The 20,272-nt window shown below is 69.3% G+C and carries 24 protein-coding genes and 1 pseudogene; 6 read left to right on the top strand and 19 right to left on the bottom strand.

The window, feature by feature from the left end; translation table 11 throughout:
- Positions 1-26: 26 nt before the first annotated feature.
- Together VNE62_05765 and VNE62_05760 are read left to right on the top strand one after the other, a co-directional pair.
- Positions 27-1,277 carry a glycosyltransferase gene (locus VNE62_05765; protein ID HVE91787.1) on the top strand — a complete coding sequence of 417 codons (1,251 nt, stop codon included), beginning with the start codon at positions 27-29 and terminating at the stop codon, positions 1,275-1,277.
- The gene (locus tag VNE62_05760; GenBank protein ID HVE91786.1) at positions 1,270-2,697 is read left to right on the top strand and encodes a trehalose-6-phosphate synthase; all 1,428 of its coding nucleotides are present in this window, start codon (positions 1,270-1,272) and stop codon (positions 2,695-2,697) included. The genes VNE62_05765 and VNE62_05760 overlap by 8 nt, the downstream gene beginning before the upstream one ends.
- A 9-nt stretch (positions 2,698-2,706) precedes the next feature.
- Here VNE62_05760 and VNE62_05755 read toward each other — a convergent pair whose 3' ends face one another.
- The 10 genes from VNE62_05755 to VNE62_05710 all read right to left on the bottom strand — a co-directional run bounded on the left by VNE62_05755 (position 2,707) and on the right by VNE62_05710 (position 12,469).
- A complete protein-coding gene (locus VNE62_05755; protein ID HVE91785.1) occupies positions 2,707-4,020 on the bottom strand; it encodes a glutamate-1-semialdehyde 2,1-aminomutase in 1,314 nt (437 codons plus the stop codon).
- Positions 4,017-4,988 carry a porphobilinogen synthase gene (gene hemB / locus VNE62_05750; protein HVE91784.1) on the bottom strand — a complete coding sequence of 324 codons (972 nt, stop codon included), beginning with the start codon at positions 4,986-4,988 and terminating at the stop codon, positions 4,017-4,019. Before hemB ends, VNE62_05755 begins: the two co-directional genes overlap by 4 nt.
- Before the next feature lie 5 nt (positions 4,989-4,993).
- Positions 4,994-5,746, bottom strand: coding sequence for a uroporphyrinogen-III synthase (locus VNE62_05745; GenBank protein HVE91783.1), 753 nt, complete (start codon positions 5,744-5,746; stop codon positions 4,994-4,996).
- Positions 5,747-5,757: 11 nt separating this feature from the next.
- Positions 5,758-7,008: a hypothetical protein gene (locus VNE62_05740; GenBank protein HVE91782.1), complete on the bottom strand. Its 1,251-nt coding sequence runs from the start codon at positions 7,006-7,008 to the stop codon at positions 5,758-5,760.
- A 22-nt stretch (positions 7,009-7,030) separates the two neighbouring features.
- The gene (gene hemC, locus VNE62_05735; protein HVE91781.1) at positions 7,031-7,963 is read right to left on the bottom strand and encodes a hydroxymethylbilane synthase; all 933 of its coding nucleotides are present in this window, start codon (positions 7,961-7,963) and stop codon (positions 7,031-7,033) included.
- A gap of 31 nt (positions 7,964-7,994) precedes the next feature.
- The gene (locus tag VNE62_05730; GenBank protein ID HVE91780.1) at positions 7,995-8,696 is read right to left on the bottom strand and encodes a redox-sensing transcriptional repressor Rex; all 702 of its coding nucleotides are present in this window, start codon (positions 8,694-8,696) and stop codon (positions 7,995-7,997) included.
- An 82-nt stretch (positions 8,697-8,778) separates the two neighbouring features.
- Positions 8,779-9,486, bottom strand: a complete 708-nt coding sequence (locus VNE62_05725; protein ID HVE91779.1) for a cytochrome c biogenesis CcdA family protein — start codon at positions 9,484-9,486, stop codon at positions 8,779-8,781.
- 9 nt (positions 9,487-9,495) lie between these two features.
- Complete coding sequence (locus VNE62_05720) at positions 9,496-10,215, bottom strand: hypothetical protein (protein HVE91778.1); 720 nt, start codon at positions 10,213-10,215, stop codon at positions 9,496-9,498.
- Positions 10,216-11,715, bottom strand: a complete 1,500-nt coding sequence (locus VNE62_05715) for a long-chain fatty acid--CoA ligase (protein ID HVE91777.1) — start codon at positions 11,713-11,715, stop codon at positions 10,216-10,218.
- A 25-nt stretch (positions 11,716-11,740) separates the two neighbouring features.
- Positions 11,741-12,469, bottom strand: a complete 729-nt coding sequence (locus VNE62_05710) for a DUF2993 domain-containing protein (GenBank protein HVE91776.1) — start codon at positions 12,467-12,469, stop codon at positions 11,741-11,743.
- A gap of 209 nt (positions 12,470-12,678) precedes the next feature.
- Here VNE62_05710 and VNE62_05705 point away from each other — a divergent pair, with 209 nt between their 5' ends.
- The 3 genes from VNE62_05705 to VNE62_05695 all read left to right on the top strand — a co-directional run bounded on the left by VNE62_05705 (position 12,679) and on the right by VNE62_05695 (position 14,293).
- Positions 12,679-13,413 (top strand): sugar phosphate isomerase/epimerase family protein, encoded by a 735-nt coding sequence (locus VNE62_05705; GenBank protein HVE91775.1) that lies wholly within the window; start codon positions 12,679-12,681, stop codon positions 13,411-13,413.
- A 65-nt stretch (positions 13,414-13,478) separates the two neighbouring features.
- On the top strand, positions 13,479-13,619 hold the full coding sequence (locus VNE62_05700; GenBank protein ID HVE91774.1) for a hypothetical protein: 141 nt from the start codon (positions 13,479-13,481) through the stop codon (positions 13,617-13,619).
- Positions 13,616-14,293, top strand: coding sequence for a Crp/Fnr family transcriptional regulator (locus tag VNE62_05695; protein ID HVE91773.1), 678 nt, complete (start codon positions 13,616-13,618; stop codon positions 14,291-14,293). Before VNE62_05700 ends, VNE62_05695 begins: the two co-directional genes overlap by 4 nt.
- A gap of 5 nt (positions 14,294-14,298) precedes the next feature.
- Here the strand turns inward: VNE62_05695 and VNE62_05690 are convergent, their stop codons facing one another.
- Both VNE62_05690 and VNE62_05685 read right to left on the bottom strand, forming a co-directional pair.
- Positions 14,299-14,490 (bottom strand): hypothetical protein, encoded by a 192-nt coding sequence (locus VNE62_05690; protein HVE91772.1) that lies wholly within the window; start codon positions 14,488-14,490, stop codon positions 14,299-14,301.
- Positions 14,491-14,669: 179 nt separating this feature from the next.
- Positions 14,670-15,086: pseudogene (locus tag VNE62_05685) on the bottom strand (LLM class flavin-dependent oxidoreductase).
- Positions 15,087-15,195: 109 nt separating this feature from the next.
- On the opposite strand from VNE62_05685, the gene VNE62_05680 reads away from it, so the two are divergent.
- Positions 15,196-15,693 (top strand): hypothetical protein, encoded by a 498-nt coding sequence (locus tag VNE62_05680; protein HVE91771.1) that lies wholly within the window; start codon positions 15,196-15,198, stop codon positions 15,691-15,693.
- A gap of 9 nt (positions 15,694-15,702) precedes the next feature.
- Here the strand turns inward: VNE62_05680 and VNE62_05675 are convergent, their stop codons facing one another.
- The 7 genes from VNE62_05675 to VNE62_05645 all read right to left on the bottom strand — a co-directional run.
- Positions 15,703-16,710 (bottom strand): lysophospholipid acyltransferase family protein, encoded by a 1,008-nt coding sequence (locus VNE62_05675; protein HVE91770.1) that lies wholly within the window; start codon positions 16,708-16,710, stop codon positions 15,703-15,705.
- Positions 16,710-17,771: an NAD-dependent epimerase/dehydratase family protein gene (locus tag VNE62_05670; protein HVE91769.1), complete on the bottom strand. Its 1,062-nt coding sequence runs from the start codon at positions 17,769-17,771 to the stop codon at positions 16,710-16,712. Before VNE62_05670 ends, VNE62_05675 begins: the two co-directional genes overlap by 1 nt.
- A gap of 17 nt (positions 17,772-17,788) precedes the next feature.
- A complete protein-coding gene (locus VNE62_05665; GenBank protein HVE91768.1) occupies positions 17,789-17,887 on the bottom strand; it encodes an AURKAIP1/COX24 domain-containing protein in 99 nt (32 codons plus the stop codon).
- 60 nt (positions 17,888-17,947) lie between these two features.
- Complete coding sequence (locus tag VNE62_05660; protein ID HVE91767.1) at positions 17,948-18,865, bottom strand: Clp1/GlmU family protein; 918 nt, start codon at positions 18,863-18,865, stop codon at positions 17,948-17,950.
- A gap of 40 nt (positions 18,866-18,905) precedes the next feature.
- Positions 18,906-19,100 carry a helix-turn-helix domain-containing protein gene (locus VNE62_05655; GenBank protein ID HVE91766.1) on the bottom strand — a complete coding sequence of 65 codons (195 nt, stop codon included), beginning with the start codon at positions 19,098-19,100 and terminating at the stop codon, positions 18,906-18,908.
- Between the two features lie 86 nt (positions 19,101-19,186).
- The gene (locus tag VNE62_05650) at positions 19,187-20,017 is read right to left on the bottom strand and encodes a phosphatase (protein ID HVE91765.1); all 831 of its coding nucleotides are present in this window, start codon (positions 20,015-20,017) and stop codon (positions 19,187-19,189) included.
- Positions 20,014-20,272: pyrroline-5-carboxylate reductase dimerization domain-containing protein (locus tag VNE62_05645; GenBank protein HVE91764.1), on the bottom strand; the 259-nt coding region annotated here is incomplete at its 5' end. The genes VNE62_05650 and VNE62_05645, both read right to left, overlap by 4 nt.

Genomic DNA, 20,272 nt, shown 5'->3' with positions numbered 1-20,272 from the left:
CGACTCCTTGGGTTACCGTCCAAGCGATGCGACTCGTGCCCGTCTCCCCGCGATCCATAGACGACTACCGGCCGATCGTCAGCGACAAGGCCGTCAACTCACTGCAGCGGGTCGCCTGGCAGATCGAGGGCTCTTCGCTGTTGAACGTCAACTCCACGGCCTACGGAGGCGGAGTCGCGGAGTTGCTGCTCGCACAGATCCCGCTGCTCCAGGACCTGGGCATCTCTGCGCAGTGGGGCGTTATCGACGGTGACGAGCGGTTCTTCGAGATAACCAAGACCATCCACAACGGGCTGCAGGGCAATCACGACCTCGAGTGGACACAGGACATGGAGCAGCACTACCTGGCGTGCGTTGGCGCCAACCTGGCGTCGCTGCCCACGGGACTGGACGTGGCGGTCATCCACGACCCGCAGCCCCTGGCGATCCTGAGTCTGCTCGGCCCCCGTGCGCGCGAGGTGGCCTCCAAGTGGGTGTGGCGGCTGCACATCGACTGCGCCGACCCCCATCCCGGGATCTGGTCGTTCGTCCGGGACCTCATCGAGCCCTACGACGCCGCGGTGTTCACCATGCGCGAGTTCGTCCAAGAGGACGTCCCGGCCGGGCGCGTGGTGATCTGTCCCCCGTCGATCGACCCGCTGTCACCGAAGAACGCGCCGCTCGCCCCGATCACCGTCACCGACATCTGCCGTCAGTACCGGATCGACCCGGAGCGGCCGATCATGGCGCAGATCTCGCGCTTCGACCGGTGGAAGGACCCGCTCGGCGTCATCGAGGCGTACAGGACCGTGAAACGCGACCTTCCCGAGGTTCAGCTGATTCTTGCCGGGTCATTGGCGCACGACGACCCCGAGGGGCTGCGGTTCTACGACGATGTCCTGCACGCCTGCGACGGCGACCCGGACATCTTTGTTCTGTCCAACTTTCAGGAGGTGGGCAACACCGCCGTCAACTGCTTTCAGCGCGCCGCGGGAGTCGTCCTGCAGAAGTCGATCCGGGAGGGATTCGGCCTCACGGTCGCCGAGGCGGGGTGGAAGGAGCGCTGCGTTGTGGGAGGCCGTGCGGGCGGCATCACGCTGCAGATCGACGACGGCCGGACCGGATACCTGGTGGAGTCGGTTGAGGAGTGCGCCGCGCGGACGGCCGAGCTGCTGGCCGACCCGCAGCGGGCCGCGCAGATGGGACGTGCGGCCCGGGAGCTGATCGGCGATCGCTTTCTGACGACGCGCGAAGTGTCCGACTGGGTGGGGCTGGCCGCAGAGCTGCTTCGTGCCTGATCTGGTCGTGTGCTCCCACAGGGGGCCCCTCCAGCACAGGCGTGTCAGGGGCCGCGTCGTCGCCGGGCGCGGCGGGGGCGGGCTCATCGGAGCGGTCCGCCCGCTGATGGAGTCTTCGGGGGGGACCTGGATTGCGGCCGCGCTGACGCCGGCGGACCGGGAGGTCGCGGCCCGGAACCCCGCCGGCTCGGAGACCGGGGGATTCCGACTGCGGCTTTTGGACCTGCCCGAGGACGTCCACGCCCTGCACTACGACCTGATGTCCAACGAGTACCTGTGGTTCGCGTTCCACTACCTGTTCGACACGCCCAACTCGCCGGTCTTCGACACGCGGTTCGCGCGCGCCTGGGACGCATACAGACAGGTGGGGGCGATCTACGCGCGCGCGGTTGCCGAAGCGGCGCCCTGCGCCGCCGTGTGGGTGCACGACTACCACCTGATGACGCTGGGACACGAGCTGCGGGCCCTGGGCGAGCCCTCCGCACCCCTGCTGTACTTCCATCACACGCCGTGGCCCGAGCCCGACTACCTGTCGATTTTCCCGGCCCCCGTCGCCGGGGAGCTTGTACGCGGGCTGCTCTCTTACGACGTGGTTGCGTTCCACTCGCGCAGGTGGGCGTCCGCGTTCGTCCGCTGCTGCGAGGCGATGGTGCCCGGAGCGCAGGTCGACGCCGGAGGCGTCACGTTCCAGGGCCGGCGGACGGCCGTGCTGGTAGCCCCCGCTCCCCTGGACGCACCATCGGTGCTGGAGGCGTCGAAGTCGCCAGCGGTGCAGTCGTGGACCGAGCGGCTGGAGGCCGAGCGGGACGGCCGCCGGGTACTCGCGCGCGTGGACAGGATCGATTTGTCGAAGAACTCCCTGCGAGGTTTTCTGGCGTTCGAGGCACTCCTGGAGCGGCGTCCGGAGCTGGCGTCGTCCGTCTGGTTTCTGGCGATGCAATACCCCTCCAGGCTGAAGGTCAGCAGCTACCGCCGCTACCTCAACGCGTGCATGAAGGTGGTCCGCCGGATCAACGACCGGCATGCCGGCGCGGGTCCGGGGGGCGAGGGTCCCGTTGGCTGGTACTTCCAGGATGACTTCGAGCGGTCACTGGCCGGGATGCGCATCTACGACGCGATGCTCGTGAACCCGGTGTTCGACGGCCTCAACCTCGTCGCCAAGGAGGGACCGGTCGTGAACGAGCGAAATGGGACGCTGATCCTCTCGACAAACGCAGGCGTCGTTGAGGAGATAGGTGAGGCGGCCATCCGGGTGAACCCATTCGACGTGACCGGCACCTGCGACGCGATCGAGCAGGCGCTGGAGATGACGCCGCAGGACCGGGCCAACACGGCGACGAAGCTCAGGGCGCTCGCCACGGCGACGACCCCCCAGCAGTGGGGGGCGTGCCAGCTGAAGGCGGCCGGCGTCGGATCCTGAGCCGGGCCTTCAGGCAGACGAGGACGAGAAGGCGATCGCCGCGGCGGCCACCGTTGCCTCGACGTCGGCGGAGGAATGGGATGCCGACGGAAACCACGCCTCGTAGGGCGAGGGCGCGATCAGCACGCCCTGCTCGCGCAGTGAAGCGTGGAACCGCGCGAAGGACTTCCGATCGCCCGCCTGAACCTCGGCGAAGTCACGGGGCGGCGATGGCGTGAAGAACACCGACAGCATCGTCGCGGCCCGAACGACGCAAGCCTGAGCCCCCGCGGAGGCCGCCGCCTCGGCCAGACCCTCCTCCAGGGCTGCGGCCGTCCGCTCCAGATCCGCGTACAAGCCTTCTGTGAGGACTTCGAGCACCGCTGTCCCGGAGGCCATCGCGTGGGGGTGGGCAGCGTAGGTCCCGCCCTGGTAGACCGGCCCGACCGGGGACAGCAGGTCCATGAGCTCCGCCCGTCCGCCCACGACGCCCACCGGCAGCCCGCCCCCGACCACCTTTCCGAACATCGTGAGGTCCGGCTGGAGGCCGAAGGCGCCCTGGGCTCCCGATCGGCCGATGCGGAACCCGGTGACCACCTCGTCGAACACGCACAGCGCGCCGTGCTGCGCGCACAGCTGCGAGATCGCCAGGAGGAAGTCCGCCTGCGGGATGACCACTCCCATGTTCGCCGCCACCGGCTCTACGAACACCGCCGCGATGTCCTGTCCGTGGACCTCGAAAGCGGACCGCAGCGAGGCCGGGTCGTTGTAGGGCAGGACGATCGTCGACGACACGCTCGAGGCGGGGACGCCGGACGTCCCGGGGATCGAGAAAGTTGCGACTCCGGACCCCGCACTGGCCAGAAACTCGTCGGCGTGGCCGTGGTAGCACCCCTCGAACTTGACGATGACCGGCCTGCCGGTGGCCCCCCTGGCTATGCGGGCGGCGGTCATCCCCGCCTCCGTGCCGCTGGCGAGGAAACGCACCCTTTCGACCGAGGCAATCGCCTCGACGATCATCTCCGCGAGCTTCACCTCGTCGGCCGTCGTCAGGCCGAAGACTGCTCCGCGACCGGCCGCTTTCTGCACCGCCGATGTGGCAAGGGGGTCTCCGTGCCCGAGGATGATCGACCCGAAGCCCTGGATGTAGTCCAGGTACTCGCGGCCGTCGGCGTCGGTCAGCCGGGAACCGGTCCCGGACGCCGCAACGACGGGGTCGCCCTCCACGGCCGCGAACGCGCGAGCCGGCGACGAAACGCCGCCGGGCAAAAGCTCCCGCGCGCGCTCGAAGATCGCCCGGCTCCCCGCCACCCCCGCGTGGGCCGGCGTCGATGGGTAGGTCAAAGGCGGTCCGCCAGGTCCTGGGCGAAGTAGGTGATCACGATGTCCGCGCCGGCCCGTCGGATCGACGTCAGATGTTCGATCGCGACGCTGTCGGCGTCCAGCCATCCGGCGGCCCCCGCCGCCTTGACCATCGAGTACTCCCCGGACACGTGATAAGCGGCGACGGGCACGGGGGACGCCTCGCTGACCGCCCTGACGACGTCCAGATAAGAAAGGGCCGGCTTGACCATCACGATGTCGGCTCCCTCCGCGACGTCCAGCGCCACCTCGCGCAGGGCCTCCCGGACGTTGGAAGGGTCCATCTGGTAGCCCGACCTGTCACCGGACCGTGGAGCGCACTCCGCGGCATCGCGGAACGGACCGTAGAGGGCCGAAGCGTACTTGGCGGAGTAGGCCATGACCGCCACCTCGGCGTGCCCCGCCGAGTCCAGGGCCCTGCGGATCGCGCCCACCTGTCCGTCCATCATCCCCGAGGGGGCCACAACGGCCGCTCCGGCCCGGGCTTGCGCGACCGCCGTCATGGCATAGGCCTCGACCGTCGCATCGTTGTCGACGCTTCCGTCCGGCCGCAGGATGCCGCAGTGTCCGTGGTCGGTGTACTCGCACAGGCACAGGTCCGCGATGCAGGTCGCGTCCGCGCCGATCTCGTCGCGCAGCGCTGCGAGAGCTCTCTGGGCGATGCCCCCCTGAGCGTGGGCCTCGGAACCCGCACCGTCCTTGCGGGAGGGGATCGCGAACAGCAGATACGCGCGCACACCCTTGGAGTAGATCTCCCGCGCCGTCTTGGTCAGCGACTCCACGGTGTGCTGGTAGTGGCCGGGCATCGAAGCCACCGGTTCCGGCTCCCTTATGCCCTCCTTGACGAACAGCGGCGCTACGAGCTGCTCCGGCGCGAGCCGCGTCTCGCGCACCATTGCCCTCAGGCTTTCCGTCCGCCGAAGCCGGCGTGGGCGCTGGACCGGATACATGGCGACTAGCCTCGCACGGCTCGCGCTATTGCGGACGCGACGGTCTCAGCGTCCGGCCGCTCGGCGACAGAGTCGACGCGCAGGCCGGCGAGCTCCGCCGCGCCGGCCGTCACGGGTCCGGCGCAGCAGACCGCCGTGCGGTCCGGAGGGCTGCCCCACAGCGCACGGAACGCGTCGACCGCTCCGGCCGAATGGAAGACGACAACGTCCACGCCGCGCTCCAGGAGGAGCCTGCCTTCGTCCGCCGACCGCTTCTCGGGAACCACCCTGTACGCCTCGACGCGGTCCACCGTCCATCCCTTGGCCTCGAGTCCCCGTTGCAGGTCGTGTGAGGCGCCGGCGGCCGCGCAGAAAAGAACCCGTCCGTCGCCGGACGGAAAGTCCTCCGCCAGACCCGCCGCCGTGGCAACCCGCGAAACCAGCGCTACCCGGCCCCCGGCTCCGCGGACGGCTGCCGCCGTGGCCGGACCTACCGCGGCGACGGGCACCTCTTCCGGGAAGCCGCCGGCTCCCGCGATACGCGTCGAGAGCGCGCCGACGGCGCCCGAACTCGTAAAAGCCACCCAGTCATAAGCCCCCGAGGTGAGATCGCACGCCGCCTGGTCCAGGGGCGTGGCGTCGCCGGCCGGCTGGACCCGGACCACCGGAACCTCGGCCACCACACCCCCCTGGCGTCGGAGCAGCCCGATCAGCGCGTCCGAGCGCCCTGCCGGACGCGTCAGCCAGACCGTCCGCCCGACCAGCATCGCCCCGGCCACGTCCGAGGCGGTCAGCTCGCCCAGGCGATCCCGCAGCCGGCCACGCGGGTCTTCAGGCGCTCGACACGCCCGCCCCCGACCTCCAGGGCGTGCATGGACCCGCCGCTGCCCGCCGCGACCAACCAGCCGCCGCCCGGGTGCCACGACGGCGCGGGATGGCAGCCCGCCGTCGAGTCGTCCGGAAGCACCCTCAGCATCACGCGGGCGCCCGAGTGGTCCAGCACCGCCAACGAGGTCGGTTGGTCGTCACCCATCCCGGGCCCGCGCAGCGTGATGGCCACCTGCCTGCCGTCTGGGGAGAAGCTGGCCGAGACCGGCCGGTGGTCAGACAGCCGCGATGGACTCAGGGTCTTCCCGTCCCACATCACGGCTTCGCCCGACACCTCGACGAGGGCCCGGTCGCCCCGCGGCGACGCCGCGAGCAGATGCGCGCCCTCCGGCAAGTCGATGGTCTTCACCGGCCCGTCCGGAGAGGACACGGCGATGTGGTGCCGTCCCTGCTCGACTCCCTCCAGGACCACTCCGGAGTGCGTCTGGCTGAGCGAAGTCCAGAACCCTTCCACCTGCTCCTGGCGACGGACCCCCGACAGCCTCCATCTCTGGACGAGGCCGCCGGGCTGCAGGACAAGCAGCGAGTCCCTCGCCTCCCACGCCGCCTCCAGGCCCTCCAGCCACTGAAGCGGAGGCGCACCAGGGGCGGTCGCCGCGATGACGGGCTTGCCCTTTCCGGTGGACAGGACCACGGCAACGCTCCCGTCAAAGGACTGGATCTGCGACGAGTACCTGTCCGGCAGAGGGTTGGGCTCCGAGGGAGGAGCCATCCTCTGGACGAGTCGCAGCTTTCCCACCCTGACGTCGTAGCGCAGAAGGGCGAGCTGTCCGGGGCCGGGAGTGCGCGCGTACGTGACGAAGGCGACCTCCCCCAGGGGAGCGGCCGCTATCGGCGCGATGCTGATGCGGTCCGCGGGAAGCCGAGGAAGCATCCCCCTGCGGCCGGTGGCCACACCCGTGGCGAATACGAGCAGCAGGACGGCCACCGTCAACAGCTGCCGCGGAGGCGCTGCGGGAGGCGCTGCGGGAGGAGCGCCGATCCGGTCGAAACCGCGTCGGAGCCTGCGCGGCATCCGCATGGGTGGAAGGACCCCCGGCTGCTCCCGCTCAGTGGACCGGACCGAACCGGCCACCTCGACGAGATCCGACCGGCACCTCGGACAGGAGGTGCCCTGCGGGAACACCTCGTCACAGTGAGGGCACCAGGGCATCGGCCCTAGAGCCTACCCCTCCTCAACCGCGGAGTTCGCCCCGCAGCTGCGCGGCCCCGGCCTCCAACAATGCGCGGGCGACTTCCAGTCCGACTCCGGCGGCTCGGTCCGACGGTCCCGAGGCCGACGCCCGCAAGGCCCTTTTCCCGTCGCCGGACGAGATGAACGCCGAGCAGTGCAACTGCACGTCGTGAATCCACGCTCGGACCCCGAGCGCAACCGTGCAGCCTCCCTCCAGCTCGGCCATGCAGGCGCGTTCCGCGGTCACCTCGCGCCGCGTCGCGGCGTGATCCGCTGCGGCGATCCACGCGAGGTCACCCGCCAGCCGGCCGGCGGCCGTCTCTATCGCGATGGCGCCCTGGCCCGGAGCCGGAACGAAATCGTGGGGGTCCAGCCACTGCGTGATCCGGTCCCGCAGGCCGAGCCGGATGAGACCGGCCCCCGCGAGGATGGCCGCGTCGACCTCGCCGGCGTCCACCTTGGCGATCCTCGTTCCGACGTTGCCCCTGAGCATCGCCGTGCGCAGGTCCGGCCGCAGGCATCCCAGTTGTGCCACGCGGCGGATGGACGATGTGCCGACGACGCTTCCCGGCGGCACGTCCTCGAGCCGGCCGAACCGGGGACACACCAGCACGTCCCTGGAGTCCTCCCGTGCGGGCACCGCGGCCACCACCAGACCGGGGGGCTCGGTGGCAGCGAGGTCCTTGAGGCTGTGGACGGCAGCGTCCACCTCGCCGGAATCCACCGCCCGCTGCAGTTCCGACGTGAAGATCCCTTTAGCTCCCATGGCCCGGAAGGGACGGTCCGTGACGCGGTCGCCGGTCGTGGCGACGGGCACGACCCGGACATCGCATTCGATCCCGTTCGATGCCGCCGCCGTCCGGATGGCCCGAGTAGCGATTTCGGACTGCGCGAGCGCAAGCGGGCTCGGACGGCTGCCCACACGCAGGATCATGGGGCGCCGATGCGGCGTCGGGGGCCGGGGGTCACGCCTGCTTGCGCCTGCGGGCGCGCCCTGCGGACCTCTGCTCGTAGAACGCCAGAATCTGAAGCTCGACGGACAGGTCCACCTGGCGCACGTGGATTCCGTCCGGCACGGTCAGGACGGCCGGAGCGAAGTTCAGGATCGACCTGACTCCGGCGGCGACCAGCCGCTCCGCCGTCTCCTGCGCGGCCCCCGCCGGCGTCGCGATGATCGCAATGGCGATGCCCTTGGTCTTGAGGGAGCTTTCGAGGTCGTCCACGTGCTCGATCTGAAGCGGGCCCAGTTCCTCGCCCACGCGACCCTCGTCGCGGTCGAACACGGCGGCGATCCGAAACCCCCGCTGGCCGAAGCCCTTGTAGCCGGCGAGCGCCTGTCCCAGGTTGCCGACTCCCACTAGAGCGACCGGCCAGTCCTGGGTCAGGCCGAGCTCCCGGAAGATCTGGTACGTGAGGTATTCGACGTCGTACCCGACGCCTCTGGTCCCGTAGCTGCCCAGGTAAGAGAGGTCCTTCCGAACCTTCGGCGGGTTGACGCCCGCCGCCTCCGCCAGCCGCTCGGAGGACACCGTTTGGATCTGCTGGTCCGCAAGCTCCTGCAGAACACGCAGGTATACCGGGAGCCGCTCGACGGTGGCCTCCGGGATGGGCCGTACGCGGACGCGAGCGCCGCTTCTGAGCGGGTCGGGGGACGGAGGCCTTCGCATGGTGGTCGCCGTGAGGCGCGCGTATCCTAGCGACCGTTCCCGCGCAGGCACAAAACTGCCGCGTTGCAGTTCCCAAGCCTCATCAGAAGCTCCAGTAGTCGAGGTTCGCCCGGGTCATCAGCCCCTGCATCCAAATGTTCAGCATCGTGAGCCTTCCCGTGAGCTGCAGGACACCGACCGCCATCAGAAGCACCCCGCCCACGGCCTGAATGGTGGCAGCCCGGCTCTTCAGCCGCCTCCCGAACGACAGGAGGCCCAGTCCGGCCAGGACGAACGGCACTCCCATCCCCAGGGAGTACGCGCCCAGCAGCGCCACTCCCGTGCCCAGGCCCGAGGAAGTGGCCGCGAGGTTGATCGCCGCTCCGAGCGTGAAGCCGATGCACGGCGTCCAGCCGAAGGCGAAGGCGGCTCCCAGCAAAAACGTCCGCAGAGGTCCTCCGCCGGGCCGCATGTGGAACCGGCGCTCGCGCATGAGGAACGGGATCCGTCCACCGAAAGCCATCAGGGCGCCCATCCCGATGATCAAAAGCCCGGCAGCCACCTCGATAGCCCTGCGGTGGGCGTTGAGCACCTGGAACACCGCCGAGGCGGCGGCTCCCAGCGAGATGAACACCAGGCTCAAGCCGCCGACGAAAGCCAGCGTCCCGGGCAGGGCCTTTCGCAGCGGGACCTGCTCGCCAGCCCCCGCCCCCGTCATGTACCCGACGTAGCCGGGAAGCAGGGGCAGCACGCACGGCGACAAAAACCCGACCACCCCCGCAAGAAAAGAGATCAGCAGCTTCGCGCCCACGGGACAACGCTATCCCCGGCCGCGCGCTGCCGCGCCGGGTCGCAAGGGCTCCGCCGGAGCAGAACTCGTCGAGGCGGGCGGGCGTTCCGCGGCGATGAACCCGGTGTGCATGGCAATCGCCGCCGCCGCCAGGCCTGCACCGAACGCAACCGCGTGACCGGTTCGGGCCAGTTCGCTCCCCGCGGCTGCAAACAGAACCCCGATCAGGATCAGGATGAGGCCGCGGCTGCGGTCGCGGTTCCGTGCGATTGACCAGGCGAGCCCGCCGGCGACCACGATCGATCCGCCTATGGAGCACCACCGGGCCAGCGCCCGCACAGACGGGGGCACGATCGACGACGACGCCGGAAACACCCCTGACCCCAGAGAGGACAGGGCCTGCGCCCCTTCCAGCAGGGGCCCCGCGCATCGCCAGGCCGCGTACCCGGACAGCGCCACAACCCCGGCCGTCGCCCCGACGGCCACCGCTCGGGTGCCGAGCAGCCACACCGTCCCCAGCGCAAGCCAGACGACGTTCAGGATCGCGCCTAACAGGTAGTACGTCCTGTAAACCCCCGGGCTCCAGCCGTTGTACGTAGCCCATGCAAGGCATCCGGCTGCCACCGCGAACTGCGTCATCGCCAGCGTCCAGCAGGCCATCGCCGGGCTCCGCCCGGCCACGCCTGCCCTGGCGGTCCGGACGGCGAGCAGGACGGCGACGACGGCGGCCACCGCCGGCAGCGCGGCCACTCAGGCTCTGAGCGTGCGTCGCAGGACCTTGCCCGCGGCGTTGCGCGGGATGCGGTCCGTGAAGTCGACGATGGAAGGAACCTTGTACGGCGCGAGCCTGGTCCGGCAGAAAGCGATCAGCTCCTCGGCGGTGGGATCGGCCCCCGGAAGGGGCGTCACGACGGCCTTCACCTGTTCGCCGTGGTACTGGTGCGGGATCCCCGCCACGGCGACGTCGGCCACCTTCTCATGGCCGGACAGGACGTCCTCCACCTCCTTGGGGTAGACGTTAAAGCCGGACACCAGGATCAGGTCCCGTTTGCGGTCCACCAGGTACAGGTCGCCGTCCTCGTCGCTGATCGCCACATCACCGGTCCTGAACCATCCGTCGGCGAAGGCGGCCGCTGTCTCCTCCGGACGGTTCCAGTAGCCACGGAACACGTTCGGCCCCCGGACGACCACCTCCCCGGGGTCGCCTTCCTCTGCGTCGTCTCCGTCCTCGGCCACGAGCCTGATCTCCACGCCGGGCAGTGGACGACCGATGGATCCGGCCTTGGCGACCCCGCCCACGGACGTGGAAGTGAGTGTCGGGGACGTCTCGGTCAACCCGTATCCCTCCCAGATGGTTACCCCGAGCCTGTCCGCGAACCCTTCCAGGACGTGGACCGGCAGCGGCGCGGCTCCCGACGCCGCCACCCGAACGGAGGCGAAGTCCACAGCTGACGCCTCTGATTCCGGCAGGGACAGCCACGCCACGTAGGCGGGAGGTGCAGCGGCCACCGAAGTGACCTTGTGTTCGCGGATCGCCCGGACCGATCCGGCCGGGTCGAACCGCTCGAGCAGCACAAGCGTCGCCCCCGTCTCCACCGCGAGGTTCACCACCACGTTCAGCCCGAAGATGTGGAACAGCGGCAGGACGCACAGCCCGACGTCGTCCTCCCGGATCGCCACGGGCAGGTGCTTCATCTGCTCAAGGTTGGAGTGCAGGTTGGAATGGGTCAACATCGCGCCCTTTGGAAGTCCGGAGGTCCCCGAGGTGTACGCAAGGAGCGCGAGTTCGTCCGGGGGCTGAGCAGCCGCCGCCGAGCCTCCGGCCGGAGCCGAAAAGGCGTCCTCGAGCGAAGTCGCCTGCCCGTCCGGCTCGTCGAGCACGACGACGTGACGAAGCTTTGGAAGCGACGCATGCAGGTCGCCCGGCAGGACAGACGCGCACGCGAGAACCGAGGCGCCCGAATCGGCAAGGATGTGCGAGGCCTCCGGCGGCGTGAGCATGGCGTGTACCGGCACGACCACGGCACCGGCACGCCAGGCGCCGTACATGGCCGAGATAAAGGAGGGGTGGTTGGGCAGCCACAGCGCCACCCGGTCACCGGCCGAGATACCGCAACCCGCGAGAAAGGAGGCAAATCCACTCGCCTGCTCATCCAGGTCCCTGTAGGAGATCTGCCGTTGGCCGAAGATGATCGCCGTCCGGTCCGGGACCCTTGCCGCCGTCGCCGCCAGCGCCTCGGACAGGTTCATGCCGGCGCCCCCGTCGCGCCGCGGATCACTGGATACCTCCCTCGCCTATCTCCATCTGCACCCTGGGGCCCGAGGCCTCGACCTGGATGACCCCGAGGCTCAGCCTGGCATCCGCCCGCAGTCCCGGGGGGACGGGCGGCAGGTCGATGAGCCTCTCCAGCCGCCTGGCGCCGTCCTGGAGCGGGCGAGGGATCTCCCCGGCCCCCGTGAGGTTCAGGACCAGGCGCCCGTCGACCATCACGGGCAGGAACCGCGCCTTTGGAAGCTCCACCCCCGCCACCGGCTCGAACTCCACCTCGACCCCGGCCCTGGTCACCCGCACGCCCCGGACCCGCGGCTCACGGTTCTTCAGGAACTCCGCCAGATCCTCCTGCGTGATGTCGATTCGTCCTATGGCCCCGCCGCCCACGACCTTGGCCCGGTCCGCGTACCTGGACCGGATCAGCGCGATGATCTTGCTCCTGTCGAACGTGACGTCGGAAGCCCGGCCTTCCAGCCGCTCCACCCGCAGACCTCCACCGGACAGCCGGTATCCGTCAACCGTCACCTGGTCGAGCCGGCCCCTCCAAAGCGACGGCAGAAACGGAAAGCTTCCGAGGTCCACCTGTACCCGTTCGGCCCCCGTGGTCCGTGCGATCTGCGCGGCGGCCCTTGACTCGGCGACCTGCAGGGACACCACGTCCGCAGCAACGAACAGTCCCGCCAGCAGGACGAGAGCGACGAACAGGTACCGGATCAGGCGTCTGCGGCGCATGTCTGCTTTCGTATCTTCAGGCCCGCCGGACGGCGGCGACGAGGACAGTATGGCGGGGGCAGGCTCGTGCCGTTGCTACGATTGAGCGGTCCATCCGCGCGGCGCGCGCCTTCCCGATCCCGACCGGGCACACGATGAGCCACAGCCGTCCAGTTCTCGCCATATCGACCGCCCCTCTTTGGCGGCACTCGCTGGAAGACGCCTTCGCCGTGATCAAGGCCGTGGGCGGCGAGGGGGCCGAGATCCTGGTTACTCAGGACCCCGACACCCAGTCGGCGGACAACATCCGCCGGCTGTCCGACCGCTTCGACCTGCCGGTGGTCGCGATCCACGCTCCCCTGCTGCTGCTCACGCGCAACGTCTACACGACAGACCCCGTGGAGAAGATCCGCCGGACGCTGGAGCTCAGCAGGGACCTGGAAGTCGGCGTGATCGTCCTTCATCCCCCCTACCTGTGGCAGGTGAAGTACTCGCTGTGGGCCATCCACGAACTCGAAGAGGCGATGGCCGGGACCCCGACGATGATCACGATGGAGAACATGTACCCGACCCACGTGGGCGCGCGCAGGGTGGGGTTCCACCGGTTCCTCACGCTTGAGTCGCTGAAGCGCTTTCCGCACGTGACCCTGGACACGTCCCACCTCGCGGTGGCCGGCGAAGACATCGTCGATGCGTACCGCCAGCTGGCCGACCGCGTCGTCCATGTGCACCTGTCGGACAACCGGGGCCGCGGCAGGGACAGTCACGCGCCCCTGGGCGACGGCATCCTGCCGATCCCGGAGTTCGTGCGGTCCCTGGACAACCCGAACCTCCGGTCGGTGGCTCTGGAGGTGAATCCGGGAGCGGCGGCGGACGACAGGGACACGCTCGAGCGGGTTCTCGGCTCGTCCCTGGAGATGCTGCGAAGCAACATCCCCACGGCACCGCATCCCGGCTCATCCTGAGGACCGGCCCTGGGTTCGGCCCGGGTCGTCTGGACCGTGAGCGCTCGATCCGCCACACTGCAGAGATGCTGGAGATCGCGCTCCTGGTCCTCGTGTTCGTGATGCTCGGCCTCGGGTCGGCCATAGGGATTTACGTCGCGGGCCGCGCCTACTTCGGGGGCCGGTCCTCGCTTCGTCCGCTGCCCCGGCGCGACAGGACTCGGTGACAGCGGAGAACCCACTCAGCCGCACACCTCTGTTCGCTTCGGTCTCGGAAGAAGTCCTCGCGGATCTGTCCGCACGCGCCGTCCGCCGCAAGTACCGCGAGGGCAGCATCGTCTTCGTCCAGGGCGAGGTGGGCAAGCGGTGCTACGCGATCATCTCGGGCTCCGTAAAGGTCAGCGCCTACAACGACGAGGGGCGCGAGGCCGTTCTGGCGGTACTCGGCGCCGGTGACGTCTTCGGCGAGCTGTCGCTCTTCGACGAGGCGCCGCGTTCGGCGGACGCGGCGGTCATCGAGCAGGCGGAGTTGCTCTCCTTGGACAAGGCAGCCATGACGAGGGCGATCGCCGACCACCCGGACCTGGCCCTGAACCTGCTTCGCGTGCTGTCGGGACGGCTCCGACAGGCGAACGACGCCCTCCAGGACGCGGTGTTCTTCGACGTCTCCGGACGCCTCGCCCGAAGACTCGCGGACCTGGCCGCCAGCCACGGCCGCGCCTGCGATGAAGGAACGCTGATCGACGTCCCGCTTTCGCAGGAGAGCCTGGCCAGCATGGTCGGATCGACCAGGGAGAGCGTGAACAAGGCGCTGGCGTCGATGTCCAAGCGCGGACTGGTGGCCAGGCGTGGCCGCCGCTACGTCATCCCCGACGTAGGACTCCTGCGCTCCCGCGCGTAACCTCGCTAGGAACCGGCGGGGGCCAGTCTCTCCAACAGGTCCGGAGACGGCGCCGAGTAAAACGACAGAACCGCGTGCTCGGCCCCCGCCTCGCGGAAGGCTTCGATCTGTCCGGGCAGTTCGCGTATCCGCGATTCGTCGTCCGGGAAGATAAAGACCTGAACCGAGCGGCGGATCTGCGCGGGGTCACGTCCCACCCTCTCGCAGTGGGAATCCAGGATCCGCGACAGGCGGGTGTACTCCGAGGGCTCCAGTCCGAGTCCCGGCGCATTCCACTCGTCGGCGTGTCTTGCAACGACCCGCAGAGTGCGGCGCTCGCCGGTCCACCGATGACCATCGGAACGTGCCGCTGCATAGGCTTGGGGTTACACATAGCCTGGGTCAGCCGCCAGTGCCTGCCCGTGTGGTCCACGCGATCCTCAGTGAGCAGGCGCCTGATCATCGAACAGGCCTCATCCAGCATGTCGATCCTGGTGGACGCCGGTGGGAACTCGTAGCCGTAAGCGGCGTGCTCGGGCTCGTGCCAGGCCGCCCCCAGTCCGAGCTCCAATCGGCCGCCCGAGATGTGGTCCACGGTCGCCGCCATGTTCGCCACGAGCGCGGGATGCCGGTATGTGATGCCGGTGACCATGCAGCCGACACGCGCCCGAGTGGTGACCGCCGCCATCGCAGCAAGCGTGGTCCACCCCTCCAGCGTCGGACGCGCCGGGTCGTCCAGCCCGTAGAAGTGGTCGTAATTCCAGATCGCGTGGTATCCGAGTGCGTCGGCGTCCCTCCAGAAGCGCTCCAGCACCGGGTAATCCACGACCGGAGCGAGCTTCGCCGACCTCAGCACCGTTCGATGATGAGCCACCGGCGGCGTCCGTGCAGCCTCCGGCTCGCTCCCGTGCTACAACCGCCCCATGACGGTAAAGGCCTGGATGACGATTTCGGCGGTTGTGCTGCTCCTGCTGACGGGGACGGCCGCCTACCGGTTCCTTGCCCCCCTGCGCCCTCCCGACCTGCTGGCTACAGCAGGTGACACGCGACTGAAGGAAAGCGCCCGGGCGTTCTGCTGGCCCGAGCGGAGCGGGGGCCGGTCCAATTGCGACCGGGAGCACCGCGAGACGGTGCGCGCTCCGGCGCTGCCGCGATCCGGCCGTATCCGCGTCGTCGCCGCATACCCGGTTTCACCCCGAAGCGGCTACGTGGAGCTCAAACACCAGGGCGGGGACGTGGTCCGGCGTGTGAACGCGTGGGACGAGCCACTGGAGTTCGACCTGGAGCCAGGCCGTTACGAACTGGTTGCGGAGGCGAGGTACTCGCGCACCGCCTTCGTCCGCTACTCGTATTCGTTCAGGACGACCACCCGTCCGGGGACGGTGCGGCGGACGCCGGCCCCCACGGCCTCGGCCCCCTGAGGCGCCGCGTCACCAGAACGCGGACCGCCGAATGCGCAGGTTCTTGACCAGCGTCTGCTGGATCGCCTGCCGCACCTGATCCGTCGTCTCGAACACCACCATCGGGTCCGACGCCGCGTCCGGACCGAGATGTTCGGTGGCGATCGGCTCCCCGAACTCCACGATCCACTTTGAGGGCAGGGGCAGCATCCCCAGGGGGCCGAGCCACGGGAACAGCGGCGTAATGGGGAAGTAGGGCAGGCCTAGAAGGCGCGCCAGGGGACGAACATCCGCGATCATCGGGTAGATCTCCTCGCTGCCTACGATCGAAACCGGGATGATCGGGGTGCCCGTCCTGATCGCGACCTCGACAAACCCTCCGCGCCCAAACCGCTGCAGCCGGTACCTCTGTCGAAACCCCTTGCCAACGCCCTTGAACCCCTCCGGGAACACGGCCACGATCTCTCCGGCATCAAGCAGGCGCTCGGCGTCCTCCGCGCAAGCCATCGTGTTGCCCGTCTTGCGAACCAGACCCGACAAAAACGGCATGGTGAAGGCGAGGTCGGCCACAAGCATCCGCAGGTGTCTGTGCGGAGGACGCTGCCACACCAGCGACCTGAGTACCACTCCGTCCACCGGCAGCGCACCCGCATGGTTGGCCGTCAGGAGCGCCGCCCCCTCGGCCGGCAGGTGGTCGTTGCCGATGACCTCCACCCGCCAGTACTTCTCAATGAGGGGGCCCAGGACGGGCAGCACCATCTCGCTGAGCTCCCTGTCGAAGCCGAACGTGTCCACCTCGTACTCGCCCCGCATGCGCCGGCGCAGAAACTCCACGAGCCCGGCAAGGTCGTCGCGACGCAGGATGTCCAGGGGCCCGCTCAGCAGGTTGGGCGACTCGCGGGCGTCGGAGGGCAGGTGGACCCGGCAGAACTGAGCCTCCTCCACCGCCTGGTTGCGGCAAGGGACCCCACGCACCGTTATCGCGCGGCAGCGCTGAGGACCACGCCTCGCCAGAGAGACGACCTGTGCCTCTGACATCAGTTCCGCCTCCTGGATCCGGATGTCACAAAGCGCTCGCGGCCCTTGCGGGTGACGAATTCCTGAAGCTCCCTCTCCCACGGCTGTGGCTGCGTCGCCCGGACCACGCGCCGAAGGCGGCGTTCGGCGTAGAACTCCCTGACCGCGTCGCGTGTCGTGTAGCGCGGGACGTACCCCAGCTGAGTGCGCAGCCTGCCGCTGTCGGCCACCCGGCCGTACTGGATGAGCCGGACCACGTGCGGAGGTATGCGCAGCCCTTGGCCGGTCAGTCTCACGACCGGAGCCAGCAGGTTCAGCGCCGCCATGGGCATGGGCAGCTCGAGCCGTCCGCCCTGACGGATCACCTGCGACAGGTACATGACGCCTTCGGCGACGGCGTTGTACGTCCCCGCCACGGGCTCCCGCAGAGCCCGGAGCAGCAGGTCCGCCGCGTCGTCTTCGTGGATAAACTGCAGCCGCGGATCGAATCCGAGCATCGTGGGCACGATGGGCATCGTCAGGTACTGCGCAAGCGGCGTGTCCGACGCCGGACCGAGGATGTTGGCGAAACGGAACGTCGTGGTCAGGACGTCCCGCCGGCGACGGGCGAAGTCTCGCGCATAGCCCTCCATCTCCGAGCAGTCACGTCCGAAGGGCTCGTTGCGCGAGGAGTGCCCCATCTCCTCTGTGAACACCGCCGGGTCTCCGGAGTCGGCTCCGTAGACCGCGGTCGAGGACCGAACGATCACACGCTTCACCGTCCCGGCCTTTTGGCAGGCCGCGAACAGGTGCATCGCCCCGATCACGTTCAGGTCGTGCATCGCGCCCCGGCCCCCCGCCTCGTCGGGAGTCGAGTACAGGCCGAGGTGGATGACGGTGTCGATGCCGGTGGCCTCGATCACCCGCGCGAGCACGGGACGGCGGATGTCCGCGCGCAGGTATTCGGTGCGCTCGAGCTCTGCTGCCGGCTCCTGCAGGTCTACCCCGAGGATGTACTCCACGTCCGGGTCCTGCTCCAGCATCTGTGCCAAGCGGGAGCTGAGGAACCAGGAAAGCCGGGTTATGAGGACGCGTCTGCCCACGCCAAGCCCTTCCGGGACTACTTGCGGTTGAGCCGCTCCCAGCGCGTCTTCTTCAGCAGCTTTTTGTGCTTTTTCTTGCGCATCTTCTTGCGCCGCTTCTTCAGGACCGAACCCAAGCGCACACCTTTCTGATCCGGATCAACTTCAAAGACGCGCCGAACGCGCCGAAGCTCCACTCACGAGGGTCTCGGGTCGATCGGACCGTCGAACATCGCCGGGATGTCGACCCGCCCGGTAATCGTACCCTGTGGCGTCACCCGGACGGAGCCCAGCCTCAGCGCCTTGACTCCCTCGGCCACAGGGGTCAGAAGTCGAAGCGAGTCCTCGCGGCACTCCAGGATCCCAAGGCCCAGACAGTCCCCGTGCCCGTTGTCGACCCCGACAAGCAGCCCTTCCAGCGCGTTCAGGTCGAAGTCCGGGGGCAGAGAGGGCATGAACACGGTTGGCTTTACGCGCCACCTGTGCACCTCGGGACCGAGAAACGCGGCCAATGCCTTTTCCTGGTAGGTCAGCCGCTCGTCCACCGGCCTGACCCTGATGTCCGGGTGGACCGTCAACGCCATCACCTGGACCGACAAAAAACGCCGCAGCACGCCGACGATCGGATCCAGCTCGCCGCCCTGGGCGATGGCGACGACGTGGTGGGGCCGGCACAGCTCCGCCTTCATGAGCTTGAGGATCTGTCCGGCCACTCCGGCGATGAGGCCCGATGTGTCCACGACGATCAGCCGGGCCCCCATCTCGATTGCGCGCATCACAAGCTTCGCCGTCCCCGTCACCAGCGGCAAAAAGTTGCCGCGGGGGGCGACTCCACCCACGAAAGCCATCGCGTCCGGACGTCCCCAGGCCTCGGGTGCGGTGTCCTCCAGCGTCCGGAAGATCCTCAGCCCGACGGTGGAAGGGGGGCCGATGGTGGACTGTGCGAGATCGGCGTCCACGACCGCGGCCACGTGCCCCGCTTGGACCGCGGCCCGCGCCACGCGCGCGCAGAAGGTCGTCTTGCCGGAGTCCATGCCCCCAACGACGAAAATCCTGCCCGGCGCGGCCACCAGCGTCTGTACCGCAGCCGCGTGCGCACGCTCGATCTCGTCCATCGGTACGGGCGGCGCGGGAAAGGACTGTCTTCGCCGACGGTCAGGTGGGTACGGCCGAGGAGGACAGGTACCTGGACAGGTCCTCCTCGTGAACCCTGTAGTTGCGTCCCACCCGCACGGCCTTGAGCGAGCCGGCGCGGATGAGCCTGTAGACCGTCATCCTCGACACCCGCATCGTCCTGGCGACCTCCGCGGCCGTCAATAGGCGGGCGAGCTGTCGTCCTGTTCGCGGCATCCCTGCTCCTTTCGCGCTGCATCCTACTGTCGGCCGCGCGGCGGCTGCCAAAGCAGCTCCGTGAAAGCTCGGGCGCAAAAGCCGGGCTAGTGCTCGGGAGCCGGGGCCAGCGGCGGAAGCCGCGAGACCAGAAACCTCGCCAGAGGCAGGTAGCTGATGGGGGTCCGGTTGTCGTCGCACAGGATCGGACAGACCGGCAGTCCGCGAGCCCATGCCAGCACGAGCGCGGGGTCGTTGGTGTCGACGATCGCCACCGCGCCTGCTCCCCTGGCCAGGGCGGCGCCGGCGAAACCGTGGTCGCCTACGACCAGGTCGGGATGCGGTCCGGTGTCCAGCAGGTACTCCATCGGGCGGGCCTGGTGGCAGTGGACGAGGTCGCCGCCGCTGCACACGCAGGCCACCCTGCCCACGTAGCGGATGTGATGACGCCTCAGGCCCTCGTCCATCTCAAACGGCTCGGCCTCCGCGAACTCCAGCACCTCGGCCCCGCGGAGGGTCATGGCCTTGGCCAGGCGCATGTACAGGTCGATCGGGCCGGCGGGATGGCCGGTCCCGAACAGGACCTTCTCGCCGCGGACACAGGCTTGGGCGAGCCGGGCGCCCGCCTTGACCGCCTGCTCGACGACGAGTTCCGGCTGCACCCACGACAGGTCATCGGTGTTGCCCTCGCGCGGGAAGGGCCGGCCCGACAGGCGCGCCAGCGCGTCCATCACTTCGCTCATCTCGACGGGCAGCAGATGGCGCAGGCCCATGAGCGCCGACGGGCGCCCCTCGGACAGCATCCGCGCCTTGCGGTAGACGTCGTGGACGGGCGTGATGATCCGACCGGCCACCCCGGACGACTCCAGAGCCGCTGCCAACTCCGCTCCGTCCGCCGCTGCGGCGGTCCCCGCGGCCGGCGATTCCGGTGTCGTCAAGCGCCCAGCTCCCCGCTCCGACGCGCGGCTGCCCGGATCGCCTCGACCAGGGAAATGCGAAATCCGCGTTCCTCCAGGACCTGTAGCGCGGCAGCGGTCGTCCCCCCGGGCGACGTGACCTGCTGGCGCAGGACCTCGGGTGGATCGTCGGCCCCCGACAGCATCGCCCCCGCGCCCTCGATCGTCGAGGCGACGAGAGTCGCCGCCACCTTCGTGGGCAGATTGAGCGTGGCGGCGGCCTCCATCATCGCCTCG

The organism is Actinomycetota bacterium (genome assembly GCA_035536535.1).
In the GTDB taxonomy this organism is placed as follows: Bacteria; Actinomycetota; JAICYB01; order JAICYB01; family JAICYB01; genus DATLNZ01.
This window is presented reverse-complemented; position numbering and strand designations above follow the sequence as displayed.

Bases quoted from the DNA above. Each gene is read 5' to 3' on its own strand.
- hemC (HVE91781.1), bottom strand. From the start codon at position 7,963: ATGATCCTGCGTGTGGGCAGCCGTCCGAGCCCGCTTGCGCTCGCGCAG.
- VNE62_05655 (HVE91766.1), bottom strand. From the start codon at position 19,100: ATGCCGCGAACAGGACGACAGCTCGCCCGCCTATTGACGGCCGCGGAG.
- hemB (HVE91784.1), bottom strand. From the start codon at position 4,988: ATGTATCCGGTCCAGCGCCCACGCCGGCTTCGGCGGACGGAAAGCCTG.
- VNE62_05730 (HVE91780.1), bottom strand. From the start codon at position 8,696: ATGCGAAGGCCTCCGTCCCCCGACCCGCTCAGAAGCGGCGCTCGCGTC.
- VNE62_05675 (HVE91770.1), bottom strand. From the start codon at position 16,710: ATGTCAGAGGCACAGGTCGTCTCTCTGGCGAGGCGTGGTCCTCAGCGC.
- VNE62_05660 (HVE91767.1), bottom strand. From the start codon at position 18,865: ATGGACGAGATCGAGCGTGCGCACGCGGCTGCGGTACAGACGCTGGTG.
- VNE62_05710 (HVE91776.1), bottom strand. From the start codon at position 12,469: ATGCGCCGCAGACGCCTGATCCGGTACCTGTTCGTCGCTCTCGTCCTG.
- VNE62_05700 (HVE91774.1), top strand. From the start codon at position 13,479: ATGCTGGAGATCGCGCTCCTGGTCCTCGTGTTCGTGATGCTCGGCCTC.
- VNE62_05680 (HVE91771.1), top strand. From the start codon at position 15,196: ATGACGGTAAAGGCCTGGATGACGATTTCGGCGGTTGTGCTGCTCCTG.
- VNE62_05740 (HVE91782.1), bottom strand. From the start codon at position 7,008: ATGCCCTGGTGCCCTCACTGTGACGAGGTGTTCCCGCAGGGCACCTCC.
- VNE62_05715 (HVE91777.1), bottom strand. From the start codon at position 11,715: ATGAACCTGTCCGAGGCGCTGGCGGCGACGGCGGCAAGGGTCCCGGAC.
- VNE62_05765 (HVE91787.1), top strand. From the start codon at position 27: ATGCGACTCGTGCCCGTCTCCCCGCGATCCATAGACGACTACCGGCCG.